Below are 26,206 nucleotides of genomic sequence, written 5' to 3'. Positions count from 1 at the left end.
CCAATGACTAAAATCTTTAAAATCCCCTTTGCAACACAAGGGGATCGAACTTCTATTCCTAATGAAGTGCAAGCTGACGGCGCCGTGTCTTACACGCAAGGCTATGGATATGATTATGAGCGTGATCAAGTATCAGACCCCGCAGCTAAAGATATCGAACGTGAAAAAATGAACGGGATATTTCACGATATCACTGAAGCGATTGGTGAAGTTCAAAATTACGGCTTTCCCAAATGGACGGAAGAAGGTAAACCTTATCCCATTCGTGCCGTTGTTTATCATAAAAATAAAGTATGGCAGTCCAAAGTCGAAAATAACGAAGTAGAGCCCGTTGCCGGTGCTCAGTGGGCTGAATTAAAAGCCGATTTAACTGCTGGTGATATCAATGTTTATAACAAGACAGAATCAGACCAACGTTTTCAACCGCTAGGCAATTATCTCGTTGCGGGTTATAGCTATTCAAAAACGGAATCTGATACTAAATACCAACCGAAAGGCAATTATGCTCCTGCTGCTAACTACGCAATGAAAGGTGATAGCTACACGAAAGCAGAGGGTGATGGGCGCTATCAGCCAAAAGGGAATTACCAGCCATCAGGAGATTATGCAACTAATACGGCACTAACCAACGGATTAAATACAAAACTTAATACAAGCAATGTAGCTCAAGGAACAGGGACATCAACAACCAATGTTATGAGCCAAAATGCGGTGACTGTTGCTTTGCAAAACGCGGTTAATCTCAACACTATTTATCCTATAGGTATTGTGGTTTGGTTTGCACAGAACAAGAATCCTAATACGTTATTCCCCGGTACTAAGTGGCAATATATCGGTGAAAATAAAACCATTCGATTGGCAGCCGCGAGTGGAGCCAATGTCTTATCTACTGGTGGTTCTGATTCGGTCACATTAACAGAAGCACAAATGCCAGCTCACAACCATAGTTTCTCAGCAACGACGAATAGCACAGGAGGGCATACTCATAACAGAGGAACCATGGAGATCAACGGTCAGTTTGCTGCGGTAAGGCGAGGGGGGAATCAAAATAATACCTTAAGTGGCGCATTTGCAACTCGAACGCATTGGAATGCAGGAACCAGTTATGGTGGCGGGGATGATGCAGGTGGGCTATGGACCTTTCAGGCGTCCAAAGGTTGGACGGGTGATACGTCTAATAATGGTGCGCATACTCATACTGTGTCGGGAACCACAGGAAATAAAGGTGGTGGGGCAGCAATAAGCGTAACTAATGCTTATATCATGCTGATGGGGTGGTATAGAACAGCGTGATTTGGAATTTCAAGATTCAAGTAATAGCTGCTGTAAAGCGGCTATTACAAATCGCGAATCACTTTACATTATTGTTTTTCTTTTATTTTTAGTAGGTTACTCAGCTTTTGCAATTCTTCCTTGTCAAGTTTTTGGTTTGATTCAAGGTAACTATAAACATAATTGAATTTGTCATTAACTAGTTTTAACTCATTATGGATGTGCTCTATAGCGGCTGAGCTTCTATTTCCGCTGGTTCTATATTGACTTACCATTAGAGATGCATAAATGCAAACTGCAGAGATGATGGCAAAAATAGCTGCCCATTCATTCTCAATACTAGAAATATTTTCTTGTGTTGAAAAATGTGCAGACAAGTACCAAAAAAGCGCAGAAATAAGAGTCGTGGCTGCACCTAAAGCAATTATTGCAGGATTCAAAAAATTTAATAATTTCATTAAAGCGGCAAATATTTTTTTCATTTCAATATTCATAGATAAAAGATGAGATGCAACCAATCTTATCTTAAATTACAGCTTTTTTGAACGTTTTATTCATACGGAGACGGTGTATAAATAATTATCAAATTACAAATCCAAGTGAGTTAAAACCATTCCCCAAAACTATTTATTATTACAGTATAAATCAATGAGTTATATATATAACTGAAGCACTTAAAATAGTAAAAAACAAAGCATAAACATATCTAAAATCAATGGTTTAGGGGTTAATTGGGAATATACTGCTGCGCCACATGGGTTGGGTTGAAGCGGCTGACTTAATCGTTAAAGGTATGGAAGGCGCAATCGCGGCTAAGACTGTAACTTACGATTTCGAACGTCAGTTAGAAGGCGCTAAATTACTGAAATGTAGCGAATTCGGCGACGCAATCATTAAACATATGTAATTTATTACGTGATGTAATTAAGAACGGGAGCCTAAAAACTCCCGTTTTTTTGTCTAAAAAAATTTTTCTGCAAAACTCCTGCAAAACCGGCTGCAAAATAAGCGCTATTTTATTAAATTTAAATAATCAAATAGGTATAAATACGTGTAAATCTTATTACCTAAAGATTATCTTAATGCAATGTGAAGAGATTTAACAAATAAGTGTTTATACGTATTTATTGTTTTTTTATAAAAAATGGCGCTGGAAGTTAGTTTGATAAATGTTAATATGACTAGGATTATTTATAGTGAAATTAATGATGTAAATAAAAATTAGAAAAGAATCGTTGTAAAATTTAGAACACAGCAAATTAGCAATTTTGAGGTATGGAATTATATGAATAACAAATGCTTATCTTCAATTGTTCAATTGGCACTATTTACCGTCTCTTTCCAATCTGCTGCATTTCAAAAAAATGAGTATAACCCAGTCATTTTTAATTTTGCTCAACTCTATGATTTTAATCCAGTTAAAGGCAATATTAAAGAACTGAATACCTTTGTCTATAATGAAGACGAAACCATTAATTACCAATCTGTGTTAAAGATTGGTCGTGATGGTTGTGTTGATAGTTTTACAATGAAACAAAAAAAAGATGAGTATTTAAATAGCATTGATAACTGGCTTTCAATCAAACGAGAAAAAAATAAATTAGTGGGTTCAGATGCGAATGGGCCAGTTGAAATGGAAGTAGCTGGGAATTGCTTGATTATTTCAAGAACTGATAGTAACGGAAAGTTAATATATCAGTACAATAATGATGGAATAATTATTGGCTCAATGAATGCTGAACCTAAAGTCCAATACAGCGAAAACACGTATAACGAGAATAATCTTCCTGAGACGATAAAATATTATAAAGATAATATTGTGTTCTCTGAGAGTATTATTAGTTACGGCAAAGATGTAACAAAGCCATTTGATCTCCAAATGGAAATTAAAGCGCTAGGTCTGCCTATTCTATTTGTCGATTCTAAATGTGATTATGACAAGCAAAATATTGCACACAAATGCAATTTTATACTCACAATCGTATCAAATGGAAAAACAATAAAGTTACCGAAAAGAAGTATTACGGAAACCGTATTTTACTAGCGGGTAGATAGATTAAAGCTGTTTTGAAAGAGTTAAAGAAGGTAGTTAAATAAGCCCCTTACTGAATAAGGGGCACTATTTTTATGCTTTTGGATCCGCACCAAAACGGTTTTCGCCTTTAGTACCTTCTAAGCACATGAAGACGAGCAATACGATCGCACCAAATGGGATAAATGAGATTAAATACCACCAGCCTGACTTTTCAGTATCATGTAAGCGACGTACAGATACAGCAATAGAAGGGACGATAGTGGCTAACGCATAGATCCCCAATAAAATTCCTGCAATAACACCTAACATACCCATTCCGCCTGTTGTGTAATCAACAGATGAAATGATCAATGCATATAGAACCATAATGATGATCATGTTAATAAGAGTAAACATCCAATACTCTTTACGTCTAGCACGACCTTCGAAATTAGCATAGTTATTTTTGATGACTTCTAAATACCAATTCATGTTTATTCCTTAACGAAAAATTGAGTGGTGAGTATAAGAAGAGCTTAAATTTGTGTAAATCAGCATTATCTGTATATTTCAATGTAACAGTAAGATAACTCTCAATAAAATAATCCATTCATAATGAGATAATCTGTTAAATATAGGCATACTTGCGAAACTTTACATTAATTCTAGCAGCTTATTTCACTTTGCTAAAAGATTCTGCTGATTTTTATGAATTCATAAAACTTTGAGTTATATAATGCATTGCCAAAATATCCGGGGAATGAAGTCGCTAAACGAAGAGGAGGTGACATCTAAGTGCCAATTTGTTTTGACACTTATTTCGGATGGAAAGCAAATTACATTGAAGAAACACGGTACGACGGATGCTTTATTTTATTAGTCGTAGATTAATGGGGGGCTTTTCTCCATAAGATAAAATGCAATAATCCCATGAGACCATGCCCCACAATATAAGCTTCGATTAACCCCGTGAGTGTTTTATGAATATTTCTCACTTCAGGGGCTAATGGTGAGTTTTGCCACCATAAAATAAACCAAGTCACACCAGAAAGGACAACTAGCGTCAATGCACCCAATCCAAGCCCTTGAACACTTGTTGCTAACCCTTTTGGTGAGCTGTCGGGAAGCTTTAAATTAAATAAGCTTTTGACATCATTTTTTATCTGAGTGAGATCTCCCCATAAATAAGGATAGAAGTATTTAAATCCTCGATTTGAAAGGCAGATAAAAATGAGAATAGCCGCCAAAAATAATAAACAAAACCCAATGATAATGTGTAGCCAAGTAAAATAATACGCAAGCCCACTTGCTGGGATCACGCCACTTTTACTGACAGACATCCAATTGCTGATGATAATTTGGCCAATGACCAATAAAAATATCATGCAATGAGTTAAGCGAACGGCGGGTGTTAGATAAATACCAAAAAACTGCCAAATAGATTTAAACAGCTTCATATTATTCCTTAAAAGAAATCTTTCTCGATTACTCTACGTTGTAGTCTTTCTACTTATGAAATTCAATAAGTTTGTTTTGATGATAAGAATTAGATGAATAGATTTGCTTAATGTAAATAATAATTATTTTTATTCTAATAAAAGGCAGTGTGATTGAAAGTCATGTGAGTTTGCCAAATATAATATTAAGAAATTAAAAAATAATATTATATAGAGGAATAGGCATGAATAAGATGGTATTTGTGGAACAGGCATTGAAAGCCGTTCTTGGTAAACAAATTGGTGATTTGGTAGTAATTAAACAATTTTTTTCATCGGATTATGTACAAGTAGTTGATGGGAAATTGATTGATTTCACTGAGTTCTGCACGCATATGCAAGTGTTAAAAGAAGCCACCGAGAGCATCACGATAGACATTAAGTCGATTGCAGAAGGTGAAAACTGTGTTCATACACAACATATTGCGAGAGCAATAAAGAAAGAGGGCACAGTGAGTGAATTTGAAGTATTTGCTTGTTTCCATTTGATGAATGGAAAAATTATTCGATGTGAAGAGCTGACGAGAATGTTATCAGGCTCAAAACACGATAATGATCTGGGCTCAAGAACATAAATATATTTGTAAAGGCAATCAGTATGAAGCCATGTAGCTAATATAAGTGCTATTTCAATTAGCTACATGATTAAGTGTTATTTTATGCAGGGTAGATGAGTTGCATGCCGGTTCCGACCTCTTGAACAGGGGCATGTTTCGCTAAATGAATTTTGGCAGCCAAGTCAGTGCAATGGCATGGGTGGATCTGCAATAAATTCTGTTTTTTAAAATAGTCACTGGTTTGGTTTAACAGCTCATCGGAAGCTTGTTGTAAATGAAATCCGCCAATGACAGTCACAATTTTGTCTATTTTGGTGACTCGTTTAGCATGCTCGACAATATTACAGATCCCCGAGTGTGAGCATCCCGTAATAACAATCAGCCCTTCGGAGGTTTTAATCGCGAGGGCGCTATCATCAAGAACATAATCATCAACGCTGTTGTTATGTTCATCGATAGTTTTACCTACCGGCTCTTTCCCTTCAAATGTATTATTTCTTGGGATCTCACCTAAGAAAATCACATTCTCAGAAACAGAGTAAGCACCTTTGGTTTCAACAGTATCAAAGTAGGCTGTTAAAACATTTTTGGGGGTATTCGAGCCAATAACTTTTGAGTGATAACTTTTAGGTTGCAAGGCGTCTGGGTGATAAATCAATTTTTTGGATTGCTGGGATTCAACGTTTCGGCGGTCTAAATATTGAATCAGGTGATTAATTCCCCATGTGTGATCATTATGACCATGGGATAAAACGAGGTCAGTAATTTGAGCAAGGTCGATATTGAGGATATTGGCATTGTTAATGAAAACGTCGGAATAGCCAGTATCAAATAGGATTTTTTTACCGTCAGCTTCAATGTGGTAGCAAACGGCGGGTTCACCACAGAAATAGCTGTCAATCAGGGTGTTGTTATCAACGAGTACAGAAATTTTTATTGTCATTTTTATCTCTTTGGTTGTTTCATTATACAAAGAAGTTATATCAGAATAATGGCATGAAATATTCAACCATTAATAAACATATAGGGTGTAAAAAATTGCAGTCTTAAATATGTGATCAAGAAAGGATTGTTTATGAAAGCTCACTAGTCAATGAGAGTGATTTAGAGTGATAATCAGTATAAATACTCTTAATCTTGTTGAGATTGCTATGTTTTCTTTGCTGATAAAATGTCTATTTGGGGCGCTTGCTGTTTTAGCGATTGCAATGCTATCTCGTAGTAAAGTTTATTATATTGCGGGGTTAGTTCCTTTGTTTCCCACTTTTGCATTAATTGCTCATGTGATTGTCGTTCAGGAGCAAGGTACGGAGGCATTAAGAAAAACAGCATTATTTGGTTTATGGTCATTAATCCCTTATGCAATGTATTTAATCACTGTTTATGTCTTTGCAACCAAGTTAACACCATGGATTTGTTTAAGTTTAGCGACGTTGATTTGGATAGTCACTGCAGCTGTTTTAGTGTATTTCTGGCAGCTTACCCAGTGAAATTTATCAATTTAACGCCTTCGTGGCGTAAACCAAATAAAAAATGCGATTTTTAGCATTTAAATTTATATACAACATTTCTGTGTTAGATTTGTACTCGAATTATTTTTTAGACGATTTATAATAATACTTAGTGTGTTCTAATTCGCCATTCTATAGAGAAAAATGTTACTAAGAGTCCTTGTATTATTATTAGTTGCTGGCTGTTCCTACATAGCAGGTGTGATGACGGAAGTTTCTTCAGATACTGAGATGGATGCAGAGAGTAAAGTCAAAAGCGCCGTTGAAGATTTTCTGGTATATCCATCAGCCGCAACATACAAAAATGTGAAATATCATATCCTAAATCAGAATGAAGAGGGCGATGAGACTGGCTACTATTGTGGTGAAGTTTTTGGGTTTGAAGATGGTTTACCTCATGGATATAAACGATTTATTGTTCGTTTACATAAAAACAAAGATGGTAAAACAGTGGTATCTATTCCACTGGTTGAAAAAGTTGATGACATTGTCCCCGTTGAACAATTTGATCCGATCTGGGAACGTTATTGCAATCGATAGTCATAAATCATAATAATTAAAAGGCAGATTAGTCTTTGTATTATCAGCTCTGCCTTATGATCTTATGGTTTTATTGCCAGTGTCGCTAGGAATGTCGGCAAGAAATTATCGATAACAAAACGAGGATTCGGCTGCCAATCTTCTTGAAAACCTGCAATGTTAAAGCCCGCCTGTATTTGCCCACCAATTAAGTCAGTCAGTGAATGACCAAAGACAAACGCTTCTTGCTTCGCTTGTTTTAATGCCATTTGTTCTGGAGATAAATGATCTAATTCTGAAAATGGCATGGTATATCGAGGTCGAATAATGGTATTTTCAGCAGAACTTTTTTCTCTATCATCAATAAATACGACAGGGTTAAAAAAGCTTGAGAGTAATCGACCTTGTGGTTTAAGTACCCGAAAGCATTCTTGCCATACAGGATTAACATCAGGAATATATAAGTTTGAAATTGGGTGAAAAATAATATCAAATGTATTGTCTTCAAACATAGGGAGATAACGCATATCTCCTTGAATTGTTGTCAATGTTAAATTATCTCGCTTAGCCACCATACTGTCTTGCTCTAACTGTTTTTCTGACAAATCAAATACTGTCACGATGGCACCCGCAGCGGCCAGAACAGGCGCTTGCTGTCCACCGGCAGAAGCTAAACAGAGAATTTTTTTCCCTTTTACATCCCCAAGCCAAGCTTTATTTAATGGTGTTGGCGTTAGATGAATTTCCCAATTTCCTTTTTTTGCTTCTTCAATTGTTTGGCTGTCAACCGGAGTAGACCAAGGCTGTTGAGATGCCGCTTGTTTATCCCATGCTTTTTGATTTGCAGTAATAAAATTCGTCATAAAGTGTACCTCTAAATACATTAGTTGAGGTTATTGTAATCGACGTGAAATTAAAGTAAATAATAAAGTGTACCAATAAGTACAGTTTATTTTTATTTTGAGAAAAAATGCAGGCTATTTGGCTGGCTATCAGTGAGTGTAATAGTGAACATATATGGGGAGATGATTGAAATTAATGGGAGTTATTCGCATAATATATGCATATTTGAACTTGCCATTGGCTTATCATGCTAGCAAAAATTTATCCTGTCATCTTATTGGTTATTTCCAATGTATTTATGATGTTCGCTTGGTATGGGCATCTAAAATTTACGAATAAGCCATTATATATTGTCATATTCTTTAGTTGGTTAATTGCATTTGTAGAATATTGCTTCGCGGTACCTGCAAATCGCTTAGGGCATCAATATTACAGCGCTGCTGAATTGAAAACGATGCAGGAAGTGATTACGTTATGTGTGTTTGTTGGGTTCTCTGTGCTTTATCTAGGTGAGAGCTTTACAATAAACCATATTATTGGCTTTATTCTTATTTTTGCAGGCGCATTTTTTATTTTTAAAGGCCCTTTTTAGTTATCAGCATCTTCTACTTTATAGAGAATGGTAGGGTAGAAGATGCTTGGTAATGAAGGGCGTTTTTACTTACACCCAACCTTTTTGACGAAATTCTTTAAGTACCGCAACGAACTGTTCCATTTCTTGTGGGGTACCTAAGGTTAAACGGTTCCAGCCCATAACAGGTGGAAACTCTCTGCCAACCATAATATTGGCCTCTTTCATGCGCTGTTTATAGGTTTTCACATCGCCTTTTACTTTGTGGAAAATAAAGTTAGCTTGTGATGGCGCATATTCTAAGCCTAATTCATTGAGCGCAGTTTCAACGATTTTACGCGAAAGATTATTAGATCTAAGGCTATATTCTAAGAATTTTTTATCTTTTAATGAAGCAATGGCAGCGACTGCTCCCGCAGTATTGGTGTTATCAATCGAGATAAACTCATCGACTGCTTCAATGATTTCTGGGGTAGCAATACCGTATCCCACGCGCAAGCCTGCTAATGCGTAAATCTTCGAGAAAGTCCGTGTCACGATCAGATTTTTTTGTCCTGCTTTGACTAATTCGATTGCGCTCACAAATTGTGGATCGTCAACAAACTCAGCGTAGGCTTCATCAACAATAAAAAACTGTTTGTCTGAAATTTTTTTCATCCAGCTATCGAGCGGAGTCTGTGGCGTTATCATTGCCGTTGGGTTATTTGGATTACAGATATAGATAATGGACAAACCATCGAAATCATTCGCGATTTGCTCCATTTTTTTCAGGTCAAAACTCAAATCTGATTTTAGTGGCACTTTAGTAATTTCTACACCGAGTGGGAGTGCATAGAGTTCAGCATAGTTAAATGTAGGATCTGGAGTGACAAGTTGAATTTTTATGCCTTCTTTTCTTGCCTTATTTGCGAGCATGCTGACAGCCGCCTGAATGGTTTCTGATGAACCATTTCCGAGGGTCACATTCTTGCTGTCTAGGTTATGCAGTGTGCCAATATTTCCGATGAGCTCGGAGCGTGCATCATCAGGATAACGGAATGAACCTGGTAAGGCTTCGATGACCGCTTTTTGTGCATTAGGTGACATTCCTAATGAGTTCTCATTGAAATTGAGTAATAACGGATGTTGAGCATTCGGTTTGATGAGGGCGTTAGTATTTGCACTTGCTTGATTTAAAAGTGAATTTAGTGCTAAGCCACCAGCAACAAGTGAGCTTGATTTTAGAAATGAACGACGATCCATAATGAGTCCCTGAAATATATTTACTTTGTGTGATTAGATTACTAGAAATAATTCAATTGTAAATAAATATATAGTTAAAGTGATTTTTTATTCATTTTGTTATGTTTGCAAGGGGTGGTTTTAGGTAGGGTTAATTTTCTAATTGATCTAATAATTTGATTTTAAATGGTAATTTATTTTAATGGTTATTTTTTGCAATAATGTTAATTATTGCATGTTGAATTGATATGGTTGTATATTAAAATATACAGCGATAACTAATCACAGAGAGATAATAATGAAGCTATTTATGTTTTATGTTGGTGGTAATGCCGGAAAATCCAATATTGAAGTACATGATGTGCAGTTTGTCGCGGTCAACACACCAGAAGAAGCTTGGCCATTATTGCGAGATGCTTGGTTTGGGGATAAAGATAAAATCCATGTGGATGGGTATGCAGATATCAATTGGGCAGATGGATTCGACATCAGTTTGAGCAAAGAACAATCAGACAGTGAATACAAACTCTATTTTATCAATGTAGGCGGATATATTTCATCTACACTTGCGGAGCTGCATGAGTTTGATCTGTTTGTAGCAAAAAATGCCCAAGAAGCTAAACAAAAAGCAATTAGCCAACTTTTAGTTAATAGCCAGCAACAGCATAAAGATAATTTAAAAGATGTCGATGATTGTTTATTGCTACAAAAAATTGGTGAATATTATATTCACCTAAATAAAAATAAGAATGGAAGTAAATATCAAGCATTATGGCAAGGATATTTACCAATAGGTATAAATAGCTAATTTTTAGTTAATACGTAATAGCCAGTATTATTAAAGATATTACTGGCTATTATTATACAGAGTAAAATTTATTGGACTTCCTGTGTGGCTAAGCTTGGTGAGATTTCAACCACCGCCACTTTCACCATGTATTTTTTGTTATTCTCACCTTTTGGCACTTCCGCTGTAATTTTCTTTAACGCCTCTTCCGGTTGAGTGGTTTGTACAGCTGTGGAGTATTGCATCATGCCTTGATGGCGCCCCATGTATTGCCCACGGTAGTTACCATCGCATGGTCTATCATACTGAGCTTGGTTAGATCCGTTACACCAACTTCCATTGCCATTTCGGTGATAACCATTACCATGATAAGCAAATGTAGAGAAACTCACCGCTAATAAACTACCGACTAAAATAAGTGATTTTAAATTTTTCATTTTGATTCTCCTCTTTATTTATTATCAGTTTGTCATTGTGGTTTTTTATTTCAATCTGATTTACTTAAATATAGAGGAATTTCATATTTCAAACACAGTTATTCATTATTTCTTCACACTGATAAATATTTGTTAAATAAGTTTTGATCGTATTGTAAAGGCTGGGAGTCAATATTATATAAATCATAAATTTTTAAATGTAAAATAAATTCATTTTTATTTTGTCAATTAGATGGAGCTTTTTGTGCGGCATGAATATCGAGATACTTATTATTGACAGGGTAAAGGTGTTAACATAATCGATAAGCCCATAAGTTTAGTATGAGAAGGATTTGAGATTGAAACGTATAAAAAGCAAGCTACTGATAGTAATTCTATTGGCCTTAGGCGTATTTGCTTATCAGTTTTATACAACAATCAGTGATAGCGATGTCACCAAGCAAGCTGAAAAGCTTATCGAGAACAAGTTTAGTTCAGGAAGTCCTTTGACTTTTGATGATGTCAAAATTGTTCTGAAAAGCGAATTCAAAGAGGGTGAAAGTTACCGAGTCTGTGGTTTTTATCAAACCAGTGAGCAAAGTGAGAAATTACCGTTTGTTGCTAGCGTCAGTGTACAAGGTGGAAAATTCTCTGAGCATCATCAATTGATCACCAGTGATACACCGGAACTACGCACTGCCATTGTGTCATTGTGTGAAAAATCGCAGTAGTTTTCTCTACGAGATTGATGGCATATCAGAGTTCTCAATTCAGGCGTTCCCCTAAATTTTTCCCATAAAAAAAGCCAGTAATAGATACTGGCTGCTATAAATTAGCAAAAGCAATGTAAATGAAAATTCGTTATATACATTATCATATAACGCTTAAAAGAAAAGGACTTTTATACAAAGTTGACTAACATCATCATTAACTATGATCTTGATCAGGGTTTGAAATAGGGAGAAGGGCGAGAGCGATGAGTTCCAGCCTAGCGGTTATCGCGAGAGGCTGGAAAATAGGGCTAGAGTATTATGCTTTTAACCAGTGACCATGATGGAAAACATCTTCAACCAGTTCATGGAGAACGATATGCGCTTCTTTATCATCATGGAAGCCTTTGGTATTGAAGGTGGTTGCACCACTGTCATGTGTAATGAAAAGGTTACTACCTGGGTATACTTCTAAAACTCTGGCGTGCAATTCAGCAGTGAACGCGTCGTAGGATTTTTCAGAGAGCGTTGAGACTAAATCGTCAGAAACTTTGATGTGGATTTCCATATATTACCCTTTGATGTAGAAAGCAAATTAGCGATAAGTGTATTGGTATCATAAAACATTAGCAATAATCTTATTATGATGATTGCAAAACGATTATTTTAATCTGAAATAGGTTTGAGCGGTAGATTTAAAATAAGTAAATATAATTCAATAAAGACGTATCAAACTATATTTAATATTTATCTTCAATGATTATTCAAAAGAGTAATGATTAAAAATCATCAATTAGTTATTCAATTTAAAAAACACGGAAAGGTTATTTTAATTAAATACGCTTTCAGTTAATTAAATTTAATGTTTTTTTACTTATAACTGTAAATTCTGGTTAAAAATTGTCTTGTTTTTAATCAATTGATTGAGATTGTTCTTAAAGTAGCCAGTAAAGCCGTATCATTTTGTTTTAACTATTATTTAATTTCATTTTTTTATTCTGGCTTGCATGATTTTTCGCTGTCTTAAGTATTAAATAGGCTAATAGCCAGAAAAAAATTTACAGAGAAAGTAAAAAAAATATAATTCATGGGTCTTGTTTAATAACATTGATTATTCATGATGAACCATCATGGTTTATATTTTTATGTGTTTAATTACTTAAATAATATGGAGCTAAATAACTCACCAACTAATACCTCTATTAGTGGATATAATAAAAGGAGCATAATTTGATAGAATTTATAAACTCAATCAGCAATCTTATTTGGGGCTCGTTATTAATTTATTTATTACTGGGAGCCGGTTTATATTTTACAATACGATCTAAATTTATTCAGTTCAGACATTTTGGTCACATGTTCGGAGTACTGAAAAATAGCACTCAATCGGACAGTTCAGGTATTTCTTCATTCCAAGCATTATGTACCAGCCTAGCGGCTCGAGTCGGTACTGGAAATCTAACGGGTGTTGCTATCGCGATTACGGCAGGCGGCCCTGGCGCTATATTCTGGATGTGGGTTGTTGCATTACTAGGAATGGCAACGTCATTTGTTGAATGCACATTAGCGCAGCTTTATAAAACCAAAGATGACCAAGGTAACTATCGCGGCGGGCCTTCTTATTATATGGAGAAAGGCTTAAAACAACGCTGGATGGGTGTACTGTTCTCTATCTTTTTAATCATTGCATTTGGTTTGGTTTTTAATGCAGTTCAAGCGAACTCCATTGCACAAGCAACTGCTGTGGCATTTGATTTTAACCCACTCTATGTTGGAATCGCCTTAGTGATCCTCAGTGGCACCATTATTTTTGGTGGATTAAGATCAATTGCTAAAGTTGCCGAATTTGTTGTGCCAATTATGGCTGTCGCTTATTTAGTGCTGGCTTTCTGGGTAGTTGGTCAAAATATTGAGCGTTTACCTGATGTCTTTATGCTGATTTTCCGTAGCGCCTTTGGTTTACAGGAAGCCGCAGGCGGCGCCATTGGTTATGGTATCGCTCAAGCGATGACGCAAGGTATTCAGCGCGGATTATTCTCGAATGAAGCCGGAATGGGTTCTGCACCAAATGCCGCGGCGTCTGCGTCACCTTATCCACCGCATCCTGCTTCCCAAGGCTACGTGCAAATGTTGGGTGTATTCATGGACACCATTGTGATCTGTAGCGCTACAGCCATTATTATTTTGGCTTCTGGTGTGTTAGATGGTCCAGTGGGTAAAATCAATGGTATTGAGCTGACTCAGCTAGCTTTATCTTCTGCGGTGGGCAGTTGGGGGAGTATCTTCGTTGCGATTGCGATTTTCTTCTTTGCCTTTACATCAATCATTGCCAACTATGCTTATGCAGAAAGCAATATGATTTTCTTGGAAAATAACCATACAGCCGGGCTGTTTATTTTCCGCTTAGCAACATTGGGGATGGTGATGTTCGGGGCACTCGGTGAAATGCCACTGATTTGGAAGCTTGCTGATGTTTCGATGGGCTTAATGGCAATTACAAACTTGATTGCCATCCTCTTGTTGTCCGGCGTGGCATTCAAACTCGCGAAAGATTACAACCAGCAGTTAGGTGCTGGAAAAATTCCAACATTTGATATTAATGAACATCCAGAGCTGAAAAAACAGCTCAATGAAGGAATTTGGGAAAAAGAGTCAGTTGAGCAGTGGGTTAAGAACGAAGCCCATTAATTTTACGATAGCTGGCCGCAATTAACCTCAGTTGAAAGTTAATAGAAATGTAGATGGAAGGCGCTTGGATTTATTTTTAAGCGCCTTTTTTATTCTTCATTCTCTGGTCAATAAATATAAAAAACTTGCTTTATTGCCTTTAGAGCGTAAGGTTTTGGAGGAAAATAATAACCAAGATAAATATGAAATAAGGTGTTGATCAGGAAGATGAAACTCGGACGATATGCAGCAACATTTTACGGGGTCGTATCCATTTTATTGTGGAGCACGATGGTAGGCCTTGTTCGCAGTACGAGCGAAAACTTTGGTCCTATTGGTGGTGCGGCACTGATCTATTCGATAGGCAGCCTGGTTTTGGTTGTTGTAATGGGATTACCGAAAATTCATCTTTTCCCTAGACGCTATTTGTTTTGGGGGGCATTTTTATTTGTTAGCTATGAAATCTGCTTTATTTTAGCCTTAGGGCTTGCCAATAACCGCCAGCAGGCCATTGAGCTTGGCATGGTAAATTACTTGTGGCCTAGCTTCACAATTGCGCTAGCGGTTTTATTTAATCGGCAGCGTTTTAGCCTATTACTGATTATTGGGCTTATTTTAGCGTTTGCAGGTTTATTGTGGGTTATCTCTGGGGATCAACCTTTGTCCCTGAATGCGATTCTTTCAAATATTCAAAGCAACCCGCTTAGCTACGCTTTAGCCTTTGTTGGTGCACTGCTGTGGGCTTTTTATAGCAATATTACGAAACGAATGTCGAATGGCTGCAATGGTATGGTGCTGTTTTTTATCATGACATCGGTCGGATTGTGGATCTTATTTATCTTCTCGACGCCAGCGCCATTTAATATCAATGTGAATAGTGTCAGTTTGTTATTTGTCACTGCCATTGCAACCGGTGGGGCAAATGCGCTTTGGACGGTGGCAATCATCAAAGGCAATGTGGCTTTTCTTGGGACATTGTCCTATTTCACTCCAGTGATCTCTACGGCATTCTCTTCAATGTTATTGAGCACAGCATTAACTTTGGGCTTCTGGCAAGGAGTCTTGATGGTAACCATAGGGTCAATCACTTGTTTTATTGCCACAAGGCGCTGAGTTATATTTGGGGGGATAGCGCACAGCAATAGCGCCAATAATGAAAATCACACCGAGTAGCTGCAATACCCAATGTTCTGGTAAGCCATGTTGAACAGCATCAATAATGACGCTGGAAAGTACTTGGCCACTGATAGCGAAAATAGTGGTGAGTGTGGCGCCAAGTAAGGGTAAAACATAGCTGTTTATGATGACAAAACAAGCACCAATGATGCCTCCTACAAACGCAATGAGAGGAATATTTTCAAAGGTAATGTTAAATGAGTCTTGGGCGAACCCAATAATCACGCTTAAGAATAAAAATCCCACAACATGATTAATTAGAGAGGCATTAAAAGCATTGGTGACTTGAGATAGCTTCCCATTAATGCTTCGGCTCAGAATAATACAAATCCCATTAGACAGTGCGATCATAATAAAAAACAGTAGCATAGATTATTTTCCCAGAATGATTAATGTTGAGCCAATCAGTAGTAGCAACACAGTGATCCCATCCTTCAGCGTTACTTTTCGTTTGGCTAACCCTAAAAATCCCATATGGTCAATGAGTAGCCCAGTCACGATTTGCCCTGTTAACATCAATACAATGGAACCTGAAAGTGAAAGTGGGCTGTTGACGGTGATCGCAGCGAGTAACACCGTAAAGGCACCAGGGATCCCGCCGAGATAGCTCCAGCGGGGAATTTTGTGAATTTTTTGTGTTTTTCCCAATCGGTTTTTGACCGTCAACCAGATCAGCAAAGCAACCATGCTACCTATTCCGTGAGTCAACCACGAAGCCTGAAGCGCAGAGGTAAAGGTAGATAAATAGCTATTACTCATGATCATCAATGTGAGTAAAACACCGGAAAACACGGCGATCAGCGAAAGCAAAATATCTTTTTTCATCTTGATTAATTCGGTATGAATGATTTGCGAAGTATAGGGATTGTCGACGATGAGAAAAACCGCTATAAAAGAAAAACTGTATTTCTATTAAGTTGACAATAATGAATGTTGATTACGCGCTACTCCCTGTTTTTATCGCGATCGTCGAGCAGGGCAGCCTAACAAAAGCAGCAGAATCACTGCATATGACAAAATCGGCGGTGAGCAAAAAGCTGATAGCGTTAGAAGCGCAAACGGGGATCCGTTTAATTGCGCGCTCAACTCGCCACCTGCAACTGACAGAAGCGGGTGAGCTTTACTATTTCTACCTGAAAAAAGCCCATCAAGCGATTAACGAGGGTAATGAAACGCTCTCTCGTTACAGTGGTTCGGTCGATGGAACATTAAAAATCAGCGCCCCAATGGTATTTGGTCATTTGCATTTAACCGCACTGCTTCCCGAGTTTTTGAAACGCTGGCCACAATTGCATGCTGAGATCGTGTTTGACGATAAGCTGGTGGATTTAGTGGGCGATGGCTTTGATATGGCGGTGCGGATAGGCGAATTACAGGATTCTTCGTTAATTTCTCGAACGTTATCACCTTGTCATAGTGTTTTATGTGCTTCTCCGAAATGGCTTGAGGAATATGGAAACCCGAATAATCTTGATGAACTAGCAGAGCATAACTGCCTTTTGTACAGTTATTTTCAAGCAGGACAAACATGGTCGTTTACCTATCAGGGAAAGAAAGTTCGATTTACCCCGACGGGAAGTTTTCGGGCGAATAGCAGCCTCGCATTGCACCAAGCCGCTTTACAGGGGCTTGGTATTTGCCAGTTACCTCAATTTATTGTGGCGCAGGATATTCTCGCTGGGCGATTGGTCACTGTGCTACAGGAGTATCACTTGCCGCTGCATCATATTTATGCGGTCTATCCAAACCGGGAATTTTTACCTAAAAAGGTGGCGACTTTTCTCGATTTCTTACAAGAAAAGCTCGGAAGTTCAGGGGATTATCAGAAAAATTATGAGTTGAAATTATTGTGAGTTTTCTGGAGTAAGATCGCTAAATAAAAAAGCCGAATGTCAGTGAGATGCTAACATTCGGCTTTTTAATATCAAGATTAAGCTAAGTTTTGCTCTGCGACAGGCTCGCTTTTCGCGGTCAATTTGCCGATAAACATCGAGATAATAAACGCGATAATTCCAGGGATTAACCAACCCATACCTTGCTCAAACAGCGGTAAGTAGGTGATCAGGTTTGCTTTCACCGTGACGTTTAAGAGTTCCATATTATTCAGCGTATCGAACAAGCTCATCAGCACAACTACGCCAATGGTGATCCCATAAGTGACCCGAGGAGCAGCCATAAATTTGCGTGCAAATTGCAGGAATACGATAGTGACTGATGAAGGGTAAATCATCAGCAGCGCCGGAATGGTGACACGTAATAAAGTGTCGAGACCAAACGTGGACACGACGGTGGTTAGCATTGTGAAGAAAACCACCCAGAAGCGATAACCTAAACGGTGATGGAAAGTCGCAAAGTAATCCGCACAGGCGCTGGTCACACCCACTAACGTGGTCATGCTTGCCAGTAATACAATTCCGCACATGATCCATGTACCTACCGCACCAAATAGGACATCGACGTAACGAGAAAAAATTTGCCCGCCGTTGGTTGCGGTATTCGCCACTTGTTCACTGGTCGCGCCTAAATAGAACAGGCAGATATACAACGCCGCGAGTAAGCTTACTGAAATTAAACCCGCTTTAATGGTGATAGTCGCGACTTGGCGTGGTTCAGTGATCTGTTTCGATGCTAATGCGCGCGCCACAATCCCACCAAACGCCATCGCAGACAGTACATCCATAGTTTGATAGCCATCAATCACGCCGCCAAAGAAGGCAAACTCAGCATACTGTTTAACAGGCGGATTCATGTCAGAAAGCGGGTTAATGACTACGGCAATTCCCACAACCACTAACAAAATAAGTAACGCTGGAGTCATAAACTTACCAATTGCACTGATCATAGTGCCTTGCTTCAACATGAAGAACATCGAGGTAAAGTTAAAAATGAGTGCGAAAGTGAGATGCGAGAATGTACTTTTTTCAACAAAGCCTAATGGTAAGAAGCCCATTTCAAACGCGGTATTCGTTACCCTTGGCATCGCAAATGTGGAGCCGACGATTAAGTAGAGTGCAACCCAAAAAATGACGGCAACCCATTTGGGTAAATCAACAGACAGCTTTTCACCACGCCCTTTTACTGCAACAGTTACCAAGGTTAGGAAAGGTAACAGAACCCCCGTGATCAGAAAGCCTACTGAGGTATCAAACCAGTCTGTCCCTGATTGATAGCCAGCCATCGGTGGAAAGATGATATTTCCCGCGCCTAGAAATAAGGCGAATACCATCATCCCCAGAATTAACATATCTTTAGTCGAAAACATTTTACTACCTGTTAGTGATGTGGGTTTTATTGTACTTATAGTTGAATGACAATTTTTGAAAGAGGCAGATAGTATCAAATTTGGAAGGGTAAGTAAGGTGAAGGATAAAATAGTTCTAAAAGGAGTGCAGGAGATGGATATGCCTGAATGGGGATGTCTAGGCATATCCCGTTAAATTGTATTTTGGTCTAGAGATTTGAGCTTTAAATTAGCCGACCACTAGATAATAAATTTGTTTATTGCGACAGCAACGCCATCACAATCGTTGGTATCGGTGACAAATTTCACTATTTCACGAATATGTGGTGCAGCATTTCCCATTGCAACCGAAACGCTCGAATACCGTAGCATGGCAACATCATTATTTTGGTCACCGATGCTCATGACTTTGTCTGGCGTGAGGGATAATTTTTCACATAGCACTTTCAGCGCAGAGCCTTTGCTTGCATCCTTATTCGAAACTTCGAGGAAATAAGGGCTGGTTTTGATTAGCGAATAGTTTTCAAAGGTATTTTCAGGAATATAGCTAATACCCACATCCAGTTTCTCAGGATGGTCAATAATCATGATTTTGGTAAAACTGAGCGAGCTATCCATTTCGTTAACGGGGCAATAGACCAGAGGTGTATTGGTGAAATAGGCATCATGAATGGTATAGCGGCTAATATGGCGATTAGCGGTGAACATGGTGTTATCTGCAAGGGCGTGCATATGGACCCCCACGTTGTTAGCCAGATCAGCAAAATATTGATAATCTTCAAAATCTAACAGATTTTCATACAGGTGGCTGCCATCATTGGCTTGATGGATCACGCTGCCATTGTTACTGATGCAGTAGTTGCTGGCAGTATCTAATCCAAGCTCTTGAAGGTAAGGTAAAATGCCAGAATAGGGGCGACCTGAGGCAAGGACAATTCGCACACCTTGTTTGTGCGCGCGGGTAATGGCTTCTTTCACTGCGGGAGAAATTTGGTGCTGCGAATTGAGTAACGTGCCATCTAAATCAATGGCGACCAGTTTGATTGACATCAATGCCTCCTAAAATAGAACTTTTACACGTACCTTACTCTGATTATCGAGAATGTAAATTATCTAAGAGGGCAACGAATAAGTTGCTCAGTAAAAAGGATGAGAATGCCCATGTTTTATCGCATTAAATCTGAAAAAATGCAGGTTAATGCGTGTAAAACAAATTCACTCATCATCCGAGGTTAGGTGTAATGGCTCTTTGACATCCAAATGAATTTGGTCATTTTGACGGAAATCAAACGGTGTAATGCCATATTCTTTGCGGAACATATAGGTAAAGTGAGATTGCGAACCGAAGCCGAAATCTAACGCAATATCAAAAATGCTTTGGCTGCTATTTCTTAATAAATTTACGGCGCCAGCCAGTCGACGTTGACGGATATATTTTCCTAAGGAGATCCCTGTGACTTCCTTAAAGATTTTTTGCATATGCCAAAGGGAATACCCAGAATAGGCAGCGAGTTCTTCCAAGTGGATGACTCGACCTAAATGCTCTTCAATCCATTTACTTAGAGCATTAACAAGTGCTACGTGGTTATCTTGTGCCATCTCAAATTCATTCTTATTTTACGGTAACTGAAGTATACACAACTTCATTTCACCATGACAAAGGTTGGTTGTGCGGTATTACTGATTTATGTATAAAAATCACACAACAATAGCCAGTTATTTATCAAGAGCTGCAAAAATAAACAATTATTTTCTTGAAAACGATGAATAGCCCATTTTACGCAACTAAAGACGATAATATCGATTAATATTGCCAGATGATGTGACTATTAAGAACCCCATTATCTATGCGAAATATGCTATTAATCATCAGCATTGTAATTATTTGTGCTTTTTTATACCTCTTGGCGATGAATAATCTCTGCGATCAGGGTGGGGATGACTTTCAACTCGGCGTTTGCCGCGTGACGGGTTTGTTACCATTTTGAGTTTGCATTTTGCAACGTCTTACTGGATATTAGTTTGTCATTATTTGGAAACATTAGAAGACAGGCAGAAAGCCAGCTTTACAGTGGTGTAATTGCGAGTGGAGTTCATGCAAAAATTCAAATAAACTTGCGTGATTATCACAACTGTGGACGATAACAAAAAGCTAGAGGACGAAGGGTAAAGATATGGCGCAACAGACGTTAAAGCGCGGATTGAAAAACAGGCATATTCAGTTAATTGCCTTGGGGGGCGCTGTCGGCACAGGGCTATTTTTAGGGATAGCAACCACTATCCAAATGGCAGGTCCGTCGGTATTACTCGGGTATGCATTGTGTGGATTTATCGCTTTTCTGATCATGCGTCAGTTAGGTGAAATGATTGTTCAAGAGCCTGTTGCAGGGTCATTTAGCCATTTCGCATTCAAATATTGGGGCGGTTTTGCCGGATTCCTCTCGGGTTGGAACTACTGGGTAATGTTTATCCTCGTGGGGATGACAGAACTGACTGCGGCGGGTAAATATATGCAGCATTGGTGGCCAGAGTTACCTATTTGGGTTTCGGCGCTGGTGTTTTTTATTGCAGTTAATGCGATCAACCTGATTAACGTTCGCTCCTACGGGGAAACAGAGTTTTGGTTTGCGCTGATTAAAGTTGTTGCAGTTATCGCGATGATTTTATTCGGCTGTTACTTGCTGTTTAGTGGCCATGGCGGCCCTCAAGCCAAAGTGAGTAACTTGTGGGAATACGGCGGCTTCTTTGCCAAAGGTTATAACGGGCTATTGGTTGCGCTGGCGATTATTATGTTCTCATTTGGTGGATTGGAGTTGGTAGGGATTACTGCGGCAGAAGCGGAAGATCCAGATAAAAGCATTCCAAAAGCCATCAACCAAGTAGTTTACCGTATCTTAATATTCTATATCGGCTCACTGGCGGTATTACTGGCGCTGTATCCATGGGTACAACTGGATGGTAAAACTAGCCCATTCGTACTGATTTTCCATGAGCTGGGTGACTTGCTTGTTGCCAACGCATTGAACGTGGTGATTTTGATTGCTGCGCTGTCGGTTTATAACAGTGGTGCTTACTGTACTAGCCGCATGCTGTATGGCTTAGCACAACAAGGCAACGCACCGCGCTTTATGGCAAAAGTGAATAAAGGCGGCGTGCCTGTAATGGCGCTGATTGTTTCGGGTATCGCGACTTCTGGCGGGATCTTGATTAACTTTGTGATGGAAGGTAAGGCATTTGAATTACTGATGTCCTTAGTGGTCACTACGCTAGTTTTAAACTGGATTATGATCTGTGTTTCTAACTTGAAGTTTAGAGCCGCAATGAATAAACAGGGTATTGAAACGAAGTTTAAGAGTATTTGGTATCCGTTTGGTAACTATCTGTGTTTAGCGTTCTTATCGCTGATCTTGATTATTATTCTGACAATGGATGGGTTACGCGTTTCTGTGCTGATTATGCCTCTCTGGGTCGCGGTTCTGTGGGTTGGTTATCAATTCTCAGGTGCCAAAAAACAAGGTGTAGAGAGCAAGGCGGCATAAGTAAAAAGTCTTGATAAATAAAAAACAAAAAACCGGTAAGATGTTTAATCTACCGGTTTTTTTATGCTTATTTTCTGTTAAATCAGTTTCTAGCGAGATGAGCACAAGCTCAAGCGCTTACCACTGCCAACGTAACCAAGCAAACAGGACGTTACCGTTATTGTATGTTCCTGGAATATAGGTCGCTTGAACAGAAAGCTTATCATATTCAATAGAAACTAAAGGCAGCGGCGCAGGGAGTGGAATATAGCTATATTCTTCACGTGCGGTGATACCTAACGTGAAACCCGCCCCCATACGGAAGCCATCAATATCCCCTGGGATCCACATTTTTTGGAAACCATAACCCACGATTGGCTCGACTTTATTATGGGAATCCATAAATGCCATCGCATAGAGTGCATGCCAGTCATTATCTTCATCATAACGATATTTACCGATACCAAAGCCCCATGGCTCTTCATTATAGGTATCTGTTTTTTCTTTATCGTACATAAGACGGTTATGCCAAGTGAAGAACGGGATATACAGCTCATATTTGTCAGAATCCCAGGTGGTACTGATATTATTGGTGAATTTATCCCATAAACCGACTGACTGCTCTTCAGCCAACGCAGGTGATGACATGCAGATTGAAGCGCTCAGAATTGCCGATGCGCCTACAACCAACTGTATGTTTTTATTAACTCTCATTGTGGATCCAATCTAGTTTTATCTGATAGATGAGTCATGATAGACATTGACAATGATGACATCATTATCGTAATTGTAATAATTTTAGTGTGAATTATTTTAATAAAGATAAGCTAAATAGGACAGCAATAAATGGTCAAATTAGGATAATGACTTATTGGGATCGTAATCTGTTGTAAGGAATTATTTCATTATTAGTATAATCATTGAATATTAAATAAAACGAAAACTATGTAACTTAATGATTTTTATTAACTTAAAAATGCAATAATTGGAGTGGGCTTTTTCAAGGTCAATTATTTTTCTGAAGACAAAGGAGAAAGTATTAATGAGAGTGAATGCATTAACGATTGCGGGAACGGATCCATCAGGTGGAGCCGGTATTCAAGCAGACTTGAAAACATTTTCCGCACTCGGTGCGTATGGAACCAGTGTGATGACTGCGCTGGTGGCACAAAATACGCAAGGTGTTCAAGCCATCCATAATATCCCTTCAGACTTTGTTGCGGCTCAATTGAACTCTGTTTTAAGTGATGTCCGTATTGATGCCGCGAAAATCGGTATGTTATCTAATCGCGATAATGTCCAAGTGGTCGCCAGTGCGTTGAAAAAAACACCCGTACCTTATGTGGTACTCGATACGGTGATGGTGGCCAAAAGTGGAGACCCGCTATTATTACCAGACGCCGTAGAGACCCTAAGGCGCGAGCTTTTACCCATGGTTTCGTTGATCACGCCAAATTTACCCGAAGCAGCCGTATTACTTGATGAGCAAATGGCACAAACTGAAGAACAAATGCGTGAGCAAGGACAACGTTTACTGCAATTGGGTTGCCAAAGTGTCTTGATGAAAGGTGGACACTTGATCGATTCTCAAAGCCCTGATTGGTTGATCACCCCAGAAGGCGAGTGGCGTTTTACGTCGGTACGTATCGATACCAAAAATACTCATGGTACAGGATGTACATTATCAGCAGCGTTAGCCGCACTGAGACCGCGTTTTGCGAATTGGCAACAAACGGTTGTAGAAGCAAAAGCCTATTTGCAAGGGGCGCTGGAGCAAGCGGATAGTTTAGAAGTCGGCAGTGGCTTTGGACCTGTACACCATTTTCATCGCTGGTGGTAAGAATTTGGGGGGCTAGAAAAAAGAAATGGCTAGCTCAAGGGAGATTGAGCCAGCCAAGGAGGTGGTTCCTAGTCTTAATTTATGACTTTCTAGTTCTTCGTTTTCGACAGTGACTATACGATATAGAATAACCAATTGATGTGATCTGTTGCATAAATTTGGATATTGAGTGCACTTTTTAACGAAACTGTCAATAACGAGAATGATTCTCAACTAAAATAAAGCATAAAATGACCGTTTTTTACACGAATACCTAAGAAAAAACCCATAGTCATTGACCATGGGCTTCTATTTAGTAAAACGTATTTAGCAATAAGGGATGGAATACTTAGCCAGTTTACGCTTTTTCAGCTTTTATGCTTTTTCTTCTTGGGCTTGATGCGGGTCTCGAGTAGTCGTTCCAGCAAGATTGCGGATCAACAAGCCAAAATTTACATCCACATCTTCGGGGATCGGCAGATAAACCACATGTCCATTCCCCGGTGCCACATCAACAGATTCGCCTTTGCGGTTAGTTAATGCATCCAGAGTAAAGACGATATTGCCTGATGGTGTCATTAATTCTAGGCTATCACCGACGCTAAATTTGTTTTTCACATCGACTTCCGCTAAGCCATTCACTCGGTTGCCTGTAAACTCGCCGACAAATTGCTGAGTATCTGAAACGGAATAGCCATATTCATAGGTTTGATAAGCATCATGGGTATGACGACGTAAGAAACCTTCGGTATAACCGCGGTGCGCTAAGCCTTCAAGGGTAGAAAGCAAGGTTGGGTCAAATGGTTTACCCGCTACAGCATCATCAATGGCGCGGCGATACACTTGGGCAGTACGAGCACAATAATAGAATGACTTGGTACGACCTTCGATTTTCAGAGAATGAACGCCCATTTTTGTCAGCGTTTCAACGTGCTCGATGGCGCGTAAATCTTTTGAGTTCATGATATAAGTGCCGTGTTCGTCTTCAAAGGCTGTCATGTATTCGCCCGGACGCATCGCTTCTTCAATCATGTAAACTTTATCGGTTGGAGCACCTTCACCGAGTGTTGGTGCTACGTTTTTAACTGGGATTGGCTCATGGACATGCACGATGTTACCCACATCGTCCTCTTTGCCTTCCTGAACTTTATATTCCCAGCGACACGCGTTAGTACAGGTACCTTGGTTCGGGTCACGCTTATTAATATAACCAGATAGCAAGCAGCGACCGGAATACGCCATACACAACGCGCCGTGTACAAAAACTTCCAGCTCAATTTCAGGTACTTGCTGGCGGATTTCAGCAATCTCTTCCAGCGATAATTCGCGGGATAAAATCACGCGAGTTAAGCCCATTTGTTTCCAGAATTTCACGGAAGCCCAGTTGACGGCGTTAGCCTGAACCGATAAGTGAATATCCATCTCAGGGAAGGCTTCACGCACCATCATAATCAGACCAGGGTCGGACATAATCAGTGCATCGGGACCCATTTCAATCACGGGAGTCAGGTCACGAATAAAGGTTTTCAACTTGGCGTTATGTGGTGCGATATTGACGACCACATAGAATTTTTTACCCAACTCATGGGCTTCATTGATCCCTTTCGCGAGATTCTCATGGTTAAATTCGTTATTGCGTACACGTAAGCTATAGCGTGGTTGACCAGCGTAAACCGCATCGGCACCGTAAGCAAAGGCATAGCGCATGTTCTTCAAGGAACCTGCTGGGGATAATAATTCTGGTGTAAACATGTTAGTTCTCAGTCTGATGTCAGGTCAGCACCAAGCCGGATGGCTTGGTGTAAAAATTCGAGGGTGGGGATTTTAACGCTAAATGAGGGGAATGCCAAATTTCCCATGCAAAAAAC

The 26,206-nt window shown here is 39.1% G+C and carries 29 protein-coding genes and 1 pseudogene; 15 read left to right on the top strand and 15 right to left on the bottom strand.

Features of this window, described 5'->3' with window-relative positions; genetic code table 11:
- Window positions 1-3 precede the first annotated feature (3 nt).
- Entirely contained in the window at window positions 4-1,293 is a 1,290-nt protein-coding gene (locus PR799_RS08305) for a phage baseplate protein (RefSeq protein ID WP_272521684.1), read from the top strand.
- A gap of 68 nt (window positions 1,294-1,361) precedes the next feature.
- Here the strand turns inward: PR799_RS08305 and PR799_RS08300 are convergent, their stop codons facing one another.
- Window positions 1,362-1,754, bottom strand: a complete 393-nt coding sequence (locus PR799_RS08300; protein ID WP_272521683.1) for a hypothetical protein — start codon at window positions 1,752-1,754, stop codon at window positions 1,362-1,364.
- Window positions 1,755-2,014: 260 nt separating this feature from the next.
- Here PR799_RS08300 and PR799_RS08295 point away from each other — a divergent pair.
- Both PR799_RS08295 and PR799_RS08290 read left to right on the top strand, forming a co-directional pair.
- A pseudogene (locus PR799_RS08295) lies at window positions 2,015-2,179 on the top strand (NADP-dependent isocitrate dehydrogenase); the annotation flags it as partial.
- A gap of 378 nt (window positions 2,180-2,557) precedes the next feature.
- Window positions 2,558-3,316 (top strand): YnfC family lipoprotein, encoded by a 759-nt coding sequence (locus PR799_RS08290; RefSeq protein ID WP_154627125.1) that lies wholly within the window; start codon window positions 2,558-2,560, stop codon window positions 3,314-3,316.
- An 81-nt stretch (window positions 3,317-3,397) separates the two neighbouring features.
- Here PR799_RS08290 and PR799_RS08285 read toward each other — a convergent pair whose 3' ends face one another.
- Together PR799_RS08285 and PR799_RS08280 are read right to left on the bottom strand one after the other, a co-directional pair.
- Window positions 3,398-3,778: a DUF805 domain-containing protein gene (locus tag PR799_RS08285; RefSeq protein WP_154627124.1), complete on the bottom strand. Its 381-nt coding sequence runs from the start codon at window positions 3,776-3,778 to the stop codon at window positions 3,398-3,400.
- Between the two features lie 395 nt (window positions 3,779-4,173).
- On the bottom strand, window positions 4,174-4,743 hold the full coding sequence (locus PR799_RS08280; protein WP_272521682.1) for a cytochrome b/b6 domain-containing protein: 570 nt from the start codon (window positions 4,741-4,743) through the stop codon (window positions 4,174-4,176).
- 224 nt (window positions 4,744-4,967) lie between these two features.
- Between PR799_RS08280 and PR799_RS08275 the strand changes: the two genes are divergently transcribed.
- Window positions 4,968-5,357 carry a nuclear transport factor 2 family protein gene (locus PR799_RS08275; RefSeq protein WP_154603612.1) on the top strand — a complete coding sequence of 130 codons (390 nt, stop codon included), beginning with the start codon at window positions 4,968-4,970 and terminating at the stop codon, window positions 5,355-5,357.
- 82 nt (window positions 5,358-5,439) lie between these two features.
- Here PR799_RS08275 and PR799_RS08270 read toward each other — a convergent pair whose 3' ends face one another.
- Window positions 5,440-6,282 carry an MBL fold metallo-hydrolase gene (locus PR799_RS08270; RefSeq protein ID WP_272521681.1) on the bottom strand — a complete coding sequence of 281 codons (843 nt, stop codon included), beginning with the start codon at window positions 6,280-6,282 and terminating at the stop codon, window positions 5,440-5,442.
- A 208-nt stretch (window positions 6,283-6,490) separates the two neighbouring features.
- Here PR799_RS08270 and PR799_RS08265 point away from each other — a divergent pair, with 208 nt between their 5' ends.
- Together PR799_RS08265 and PR799_RS08260 are read left to right on the top strand one after the other, a co-directional pair.
- Window positions 6,491-6,829 (top strand): GlpM family protein, encoded by a 339-nt coding sequence (locus tag PR799_RS08265; RefSeq protein WP_154627122.1) that lies wholly within the window; start codon window positions 6,491-6,493, stop codon window positions 6,827-6,829.
- Window positions 6,830-6,994: 165 nt separating this feature from the next.
- Window positions 6,995-7,390, top strand: coding sequence for a hypothetical protein (locus PR799_RS08260; RefSeq protein WP_272521680.1), 396 nt, complete (start codon window positions 6,995-6,997; stop codon window positions 7,388-7,390).
- Between the two features lie 62 nt (window positions 7,391-7,452).
- Here the strand turns inward: PR799_RS08260 and PR799_RS08255 are convergent, their stop codons facing one another.
- Window positions 7,453-8,232 carry a class I SAM-dependent methyltransferase gene (locus PR799_RS08255; protein WP_154627120.1) on the bottom strand — a complete coding sequence of 260 codons (780 nt, stop codon included), beginning with the start codon at window positions 8,230-8,232 and terminating at the stop codon, window positions 7,453-7,455.
- Between the two features lie 227 nt (window positions 8,233-8,459).
- Between PR799_RS08255 and PR799_RS08250 the strand changes: the two genes are divergently transcribed.
- The gene (locus PR799_RS08250; RefSeq protein ID WP_154627119.1) at window positions 8,460-8,804 is read left to right on the top strand and encodes a DMT family protein; all 345 of its coding nucleotides are present in this window, start codon (window positions 8,460-8,462) and stop codon (window positions 8,802-8,804) included.
- Between the two features lie 69 nt (window positions 8,805-8,873).
- Here the strand turns inward: PR799_RS08250 and PR799_RS08245 are convergent, their stop codons facing one another.
- Complete coding sequence (locus PR799_RS08245; protein WP_272521679.1) at window positions 8,874-10,025, bottom strand: pyridoxal phosphate-dependent aminotransferase; 1,152 nt, start codon at window positions 10,023-10,025, stop codon at window positions 8,874-8,876.
- A 277-nt stretch (window positions 10,026-10,302) separates the two neighbouring features.
- On the opposite strand from PR799_RS08245, the gene PR799_RS08240 reads away from it, so the two are divergent.
- On the top strand, window positions 10,303-10,812 hold the full coding sequence (locus tag PR799_RS08240) for a DUF1543 domain-containing protein (protein ID WP_154627117.1): 510 nt from the start codon (window positions 10,303-10,305) through the stop codon (window positions 10,810-10,812).
- Window positions 10,813-10,880: 68 nt separating this feature from the next.
- On the opposite strand, the gene PR799_RS08235 is transcribed toward PR799_RS08240, so the two are convergent.
- Window positions 10,881-11,228: a hypothetical protein gene (locus tag PR799_RS08235; protein WP_154637744.1), complete on the bottom strand. Its 348-nt coding sequence runs from the start codon at window positions 11,226-11,228 to the stop codon at window positions 10,881-10,883.
- A gap of 338 nt (window positions 11,229-11,566) precedes the next feature.
- Here PR799_RS08235 and PR799_RS08230 point away from each other — a divergent pair, with 338 nt between their 5' ends.
- Window positions 11,567-11,938, top strand: coding sequence for a hypothetical protein (locus PR799_RS08230; protein ID WP_272521678.1), 372 nt, complete (start codon window positions 11,567-11,569; stop codon window positions 11,936-11,938).
- 298 nt (window positions 11,939-12,236) lie between these two features.
- Here PR799_RS08230 and PR799_RS08225 read toward each other — a convergent pair whose 3' ends face one another.
- Window positions 12,237-12,485, bottom strand: a complete 249-nt coding sequence (locus PR799_RS08225; protein ID WP_036953155.1) for a DinI-like family protein — start codon at window positions 12,483-12,485, stop codon at window positions 12,237-12,239.
- 662 nt (window positions 12,486-13,147) lie between these two features.
- Here PR799_RS08225 and PR799_RS08220 point away from each other — a divergent pair.
- Together PR799_RS08220 and yddG are read left to right on the top strand one after the other, a co-directional pair.
- Window positions 13,148-14,605 (top strand): alanine/glycine:cation symporter family protein, encoded by a 1,458-nt coding sequence (locus PR799_RS08220; RefSeq protein WP_154627114.1) that lies wholly within the window; start codon window positions 13,148-13,150, stop codon window positions 14,603-14,605.
- A gap of 207 nt (window positions 14,606-14,812) precedes the next feature.
- Window positions 14,813-15,697 carry an aromatic amino acid DMT transporter YddG gene (gene yddG / locus PR799_RS08215; protein WP_154603624.1) on the top strand — a complete coding sequence of 295 codons (885 nt, stop codon included), beginning with the start codon at window positions 14,813-14,815 and terminating at the stop codon, window positions 15,695-15,697.
- On the opposite strand, the gene PR799_RS08210 is transcribed toward yddG, so the two are convergent.
- Window positions 15,665-16,129, bottom strand: coding sequence for a DMT family transporter (locus PR799_RS08210; protein ID WP_272521677.1), 465 nt, complete (start codon window positions 16,127-16,129; stop codon window positions 15,665-15,667). The two genes, yddG and PR799_RS08210, sit on opposite strands and share 33 nt — an antisense overlap.
- 3 nt (window positions 16,130-16,132) lie before the next feature.
- A complete protein-coding gene (locus PR799_RS08205) occupies window positions 16,133-16,585 on the bottom strand; it encodes a DMT family transporter (protein ID WP_272521676.1) in 453 nt (150 codons plus the stop codon).
- 101 nt (window positions 16,586-16,686) lie between these two features.
- Between PR799_RS08205 and PR799_RS08200 the strand changes: the two genes are divergently transcribed.
- Window positions 16,687-17,613 carry a LysR family transcriptional regulator gene (locus PR799_RS08200; protein ID WP_272521675.1) on the top strand — a complete coding sequence of 309 codons (927 nt, stop codon included), beginning with the start codon at window positions 16,687-16,689 and terminating at the stop codon, window positions 17,611-17,613.
- 77 nt (window positions 17,614-17,690) lie between these two features.
- Here the strand turns inward: PR799_RS08200 and brnQ are convergent, their stop codons facing one another.
- The 3 genes from brnQ to PR799_RS08185 all read right to left on the bottom strand — a co-directional run bounded on the left by brnQ (window position 17,691) and on the right by PR799_RS08185 (window position 20,600).
- The gene (gene brnQ, locus PR799_RS08195; RefSeq protein WP_272521674.1) at window positions 17,691-19,022 is read right to left on the bottom strand and encodes a branched-chain amino acid transport system II carrier protein; all 1,332 of its coding nucleotides are present in this window, start codon (window positions 19,020-19,022) and stop codon (window positions 17,691-17,693) included.
- 219 nt (window positions 19,023-19,241) lie between these two features.
- Window positions 19,242-20,051, bottom strand: a complete 810-nt coding sequence (yidA, locus tag PR799_RS08190; protein ID WP_272521673.1) for a sugar-phosphatase — start codon at window positions 20,049-20,051, stop codon at window positions 19,242-19,244.
- A 165-nt stretch (window positions 20,052-20,216) separates the two neighbouring features.
- On the bottom strand, window positions 20,217-20,600 hold the full coding sequence (locus tag PR799_RS08185; protein WP_154627107.1) for a helix-turn-helix domain-containing protein: 384 nt from the start codon (window positions 20,598-20,600) through the stop codon (window positions 20,217-20,219).
- Between the two features lie 248 nt (window positions 20,601-20,848).
- Between PR799_RS08185 and mgrB the strand changes: the two genes are divergently transcribed.
- A complete protein-coding gene (gene mgrB, locus PR799_RS08180; RefSeq protein ID WP_071992159.1) occupies window positions 20,849-20,989 on the top strand; it encodes a PhoP/PhoQ regulator MgrB in 141 nt (46 codons plus the stop codon).
- A 186-nt stretch (window positions 20,990-21,175) separates the two neighbouring features.
- Complete coding sequence (locus tag PR799_RS08175) at window positions 21,176-22,540, top strand: amino acid permease (RefSeq protein ID WP_154627106.1); 1,365 nt, start codon at window positions 21,176-21,178, stop codon at window positions 22,538-22,540.
- A 117-nt stretch (window positions 22,541-22,657) separates the two neighbouring features.
- On the opposite strand, the gene pagP is transcribed toward PR799_RS08175, so the two are convergent.
- On the bottom strand, window positions 22,658-23,233 hold the full coding sequence (gene pagP, locus PR799_RS08170) for a lipid IV(A) palmitoyltransferase PagP (protein ID WP_272521672.1): 576 nt from the start codon (window positions 23,231-23,233) through the stop codon (window positions 22,658-22,660).
- A gap of 328 nt (window positions 23,234-23,561) precedes the next feature.
- Here pagP and thiD point away from each other — a divergent pair, with 328 nt between their 5' ends.
- Entirely contained in the window at window positions 23,562-24,359 is a 798-nt protein-coding gene (gene thiD / locus PR799_RS08165; RefSeq protein ID WP_272521671.1) for a bifunctional hydroxymethylpyrimidine kinase/phosphomethylpyrimidine kinase, read from the top strand.
- Window positions 24,360-24,713: 354 nt separating this feature from the next.
- Here thiD and trhP read toward each other — a convergent pair whose 3' ends face one another.
- A complete protein-coding gene (trhP, locus tag PR799_RS08160; RefSeq protein ID WP_154603630.1) occupies window positions 24,714-26,090 on the bottom strand; it encodes a prephenate-dependent tRNA uridine(34) hydroxylase TrhP in 1,377 nt (458 codons plus the stop codon).
- Between the last annotated feature and the right edge of the window lie 116 nt (window positions 26,091-26,206).

Source organism: Providencia sp. PROV202 (assembly GCF_028479565.1).
Lineage (GTDB): Bacteria > Pseudomonadota > Gammaproteobacteria > Enterobacterales > Enterobacteriaceae > Providencia > Providencia zhijiangensis.
Note: the sequence above shows the minus strand (reverse complement) of the source record. Positions and strands in the feature narration are given on the sequence as shown.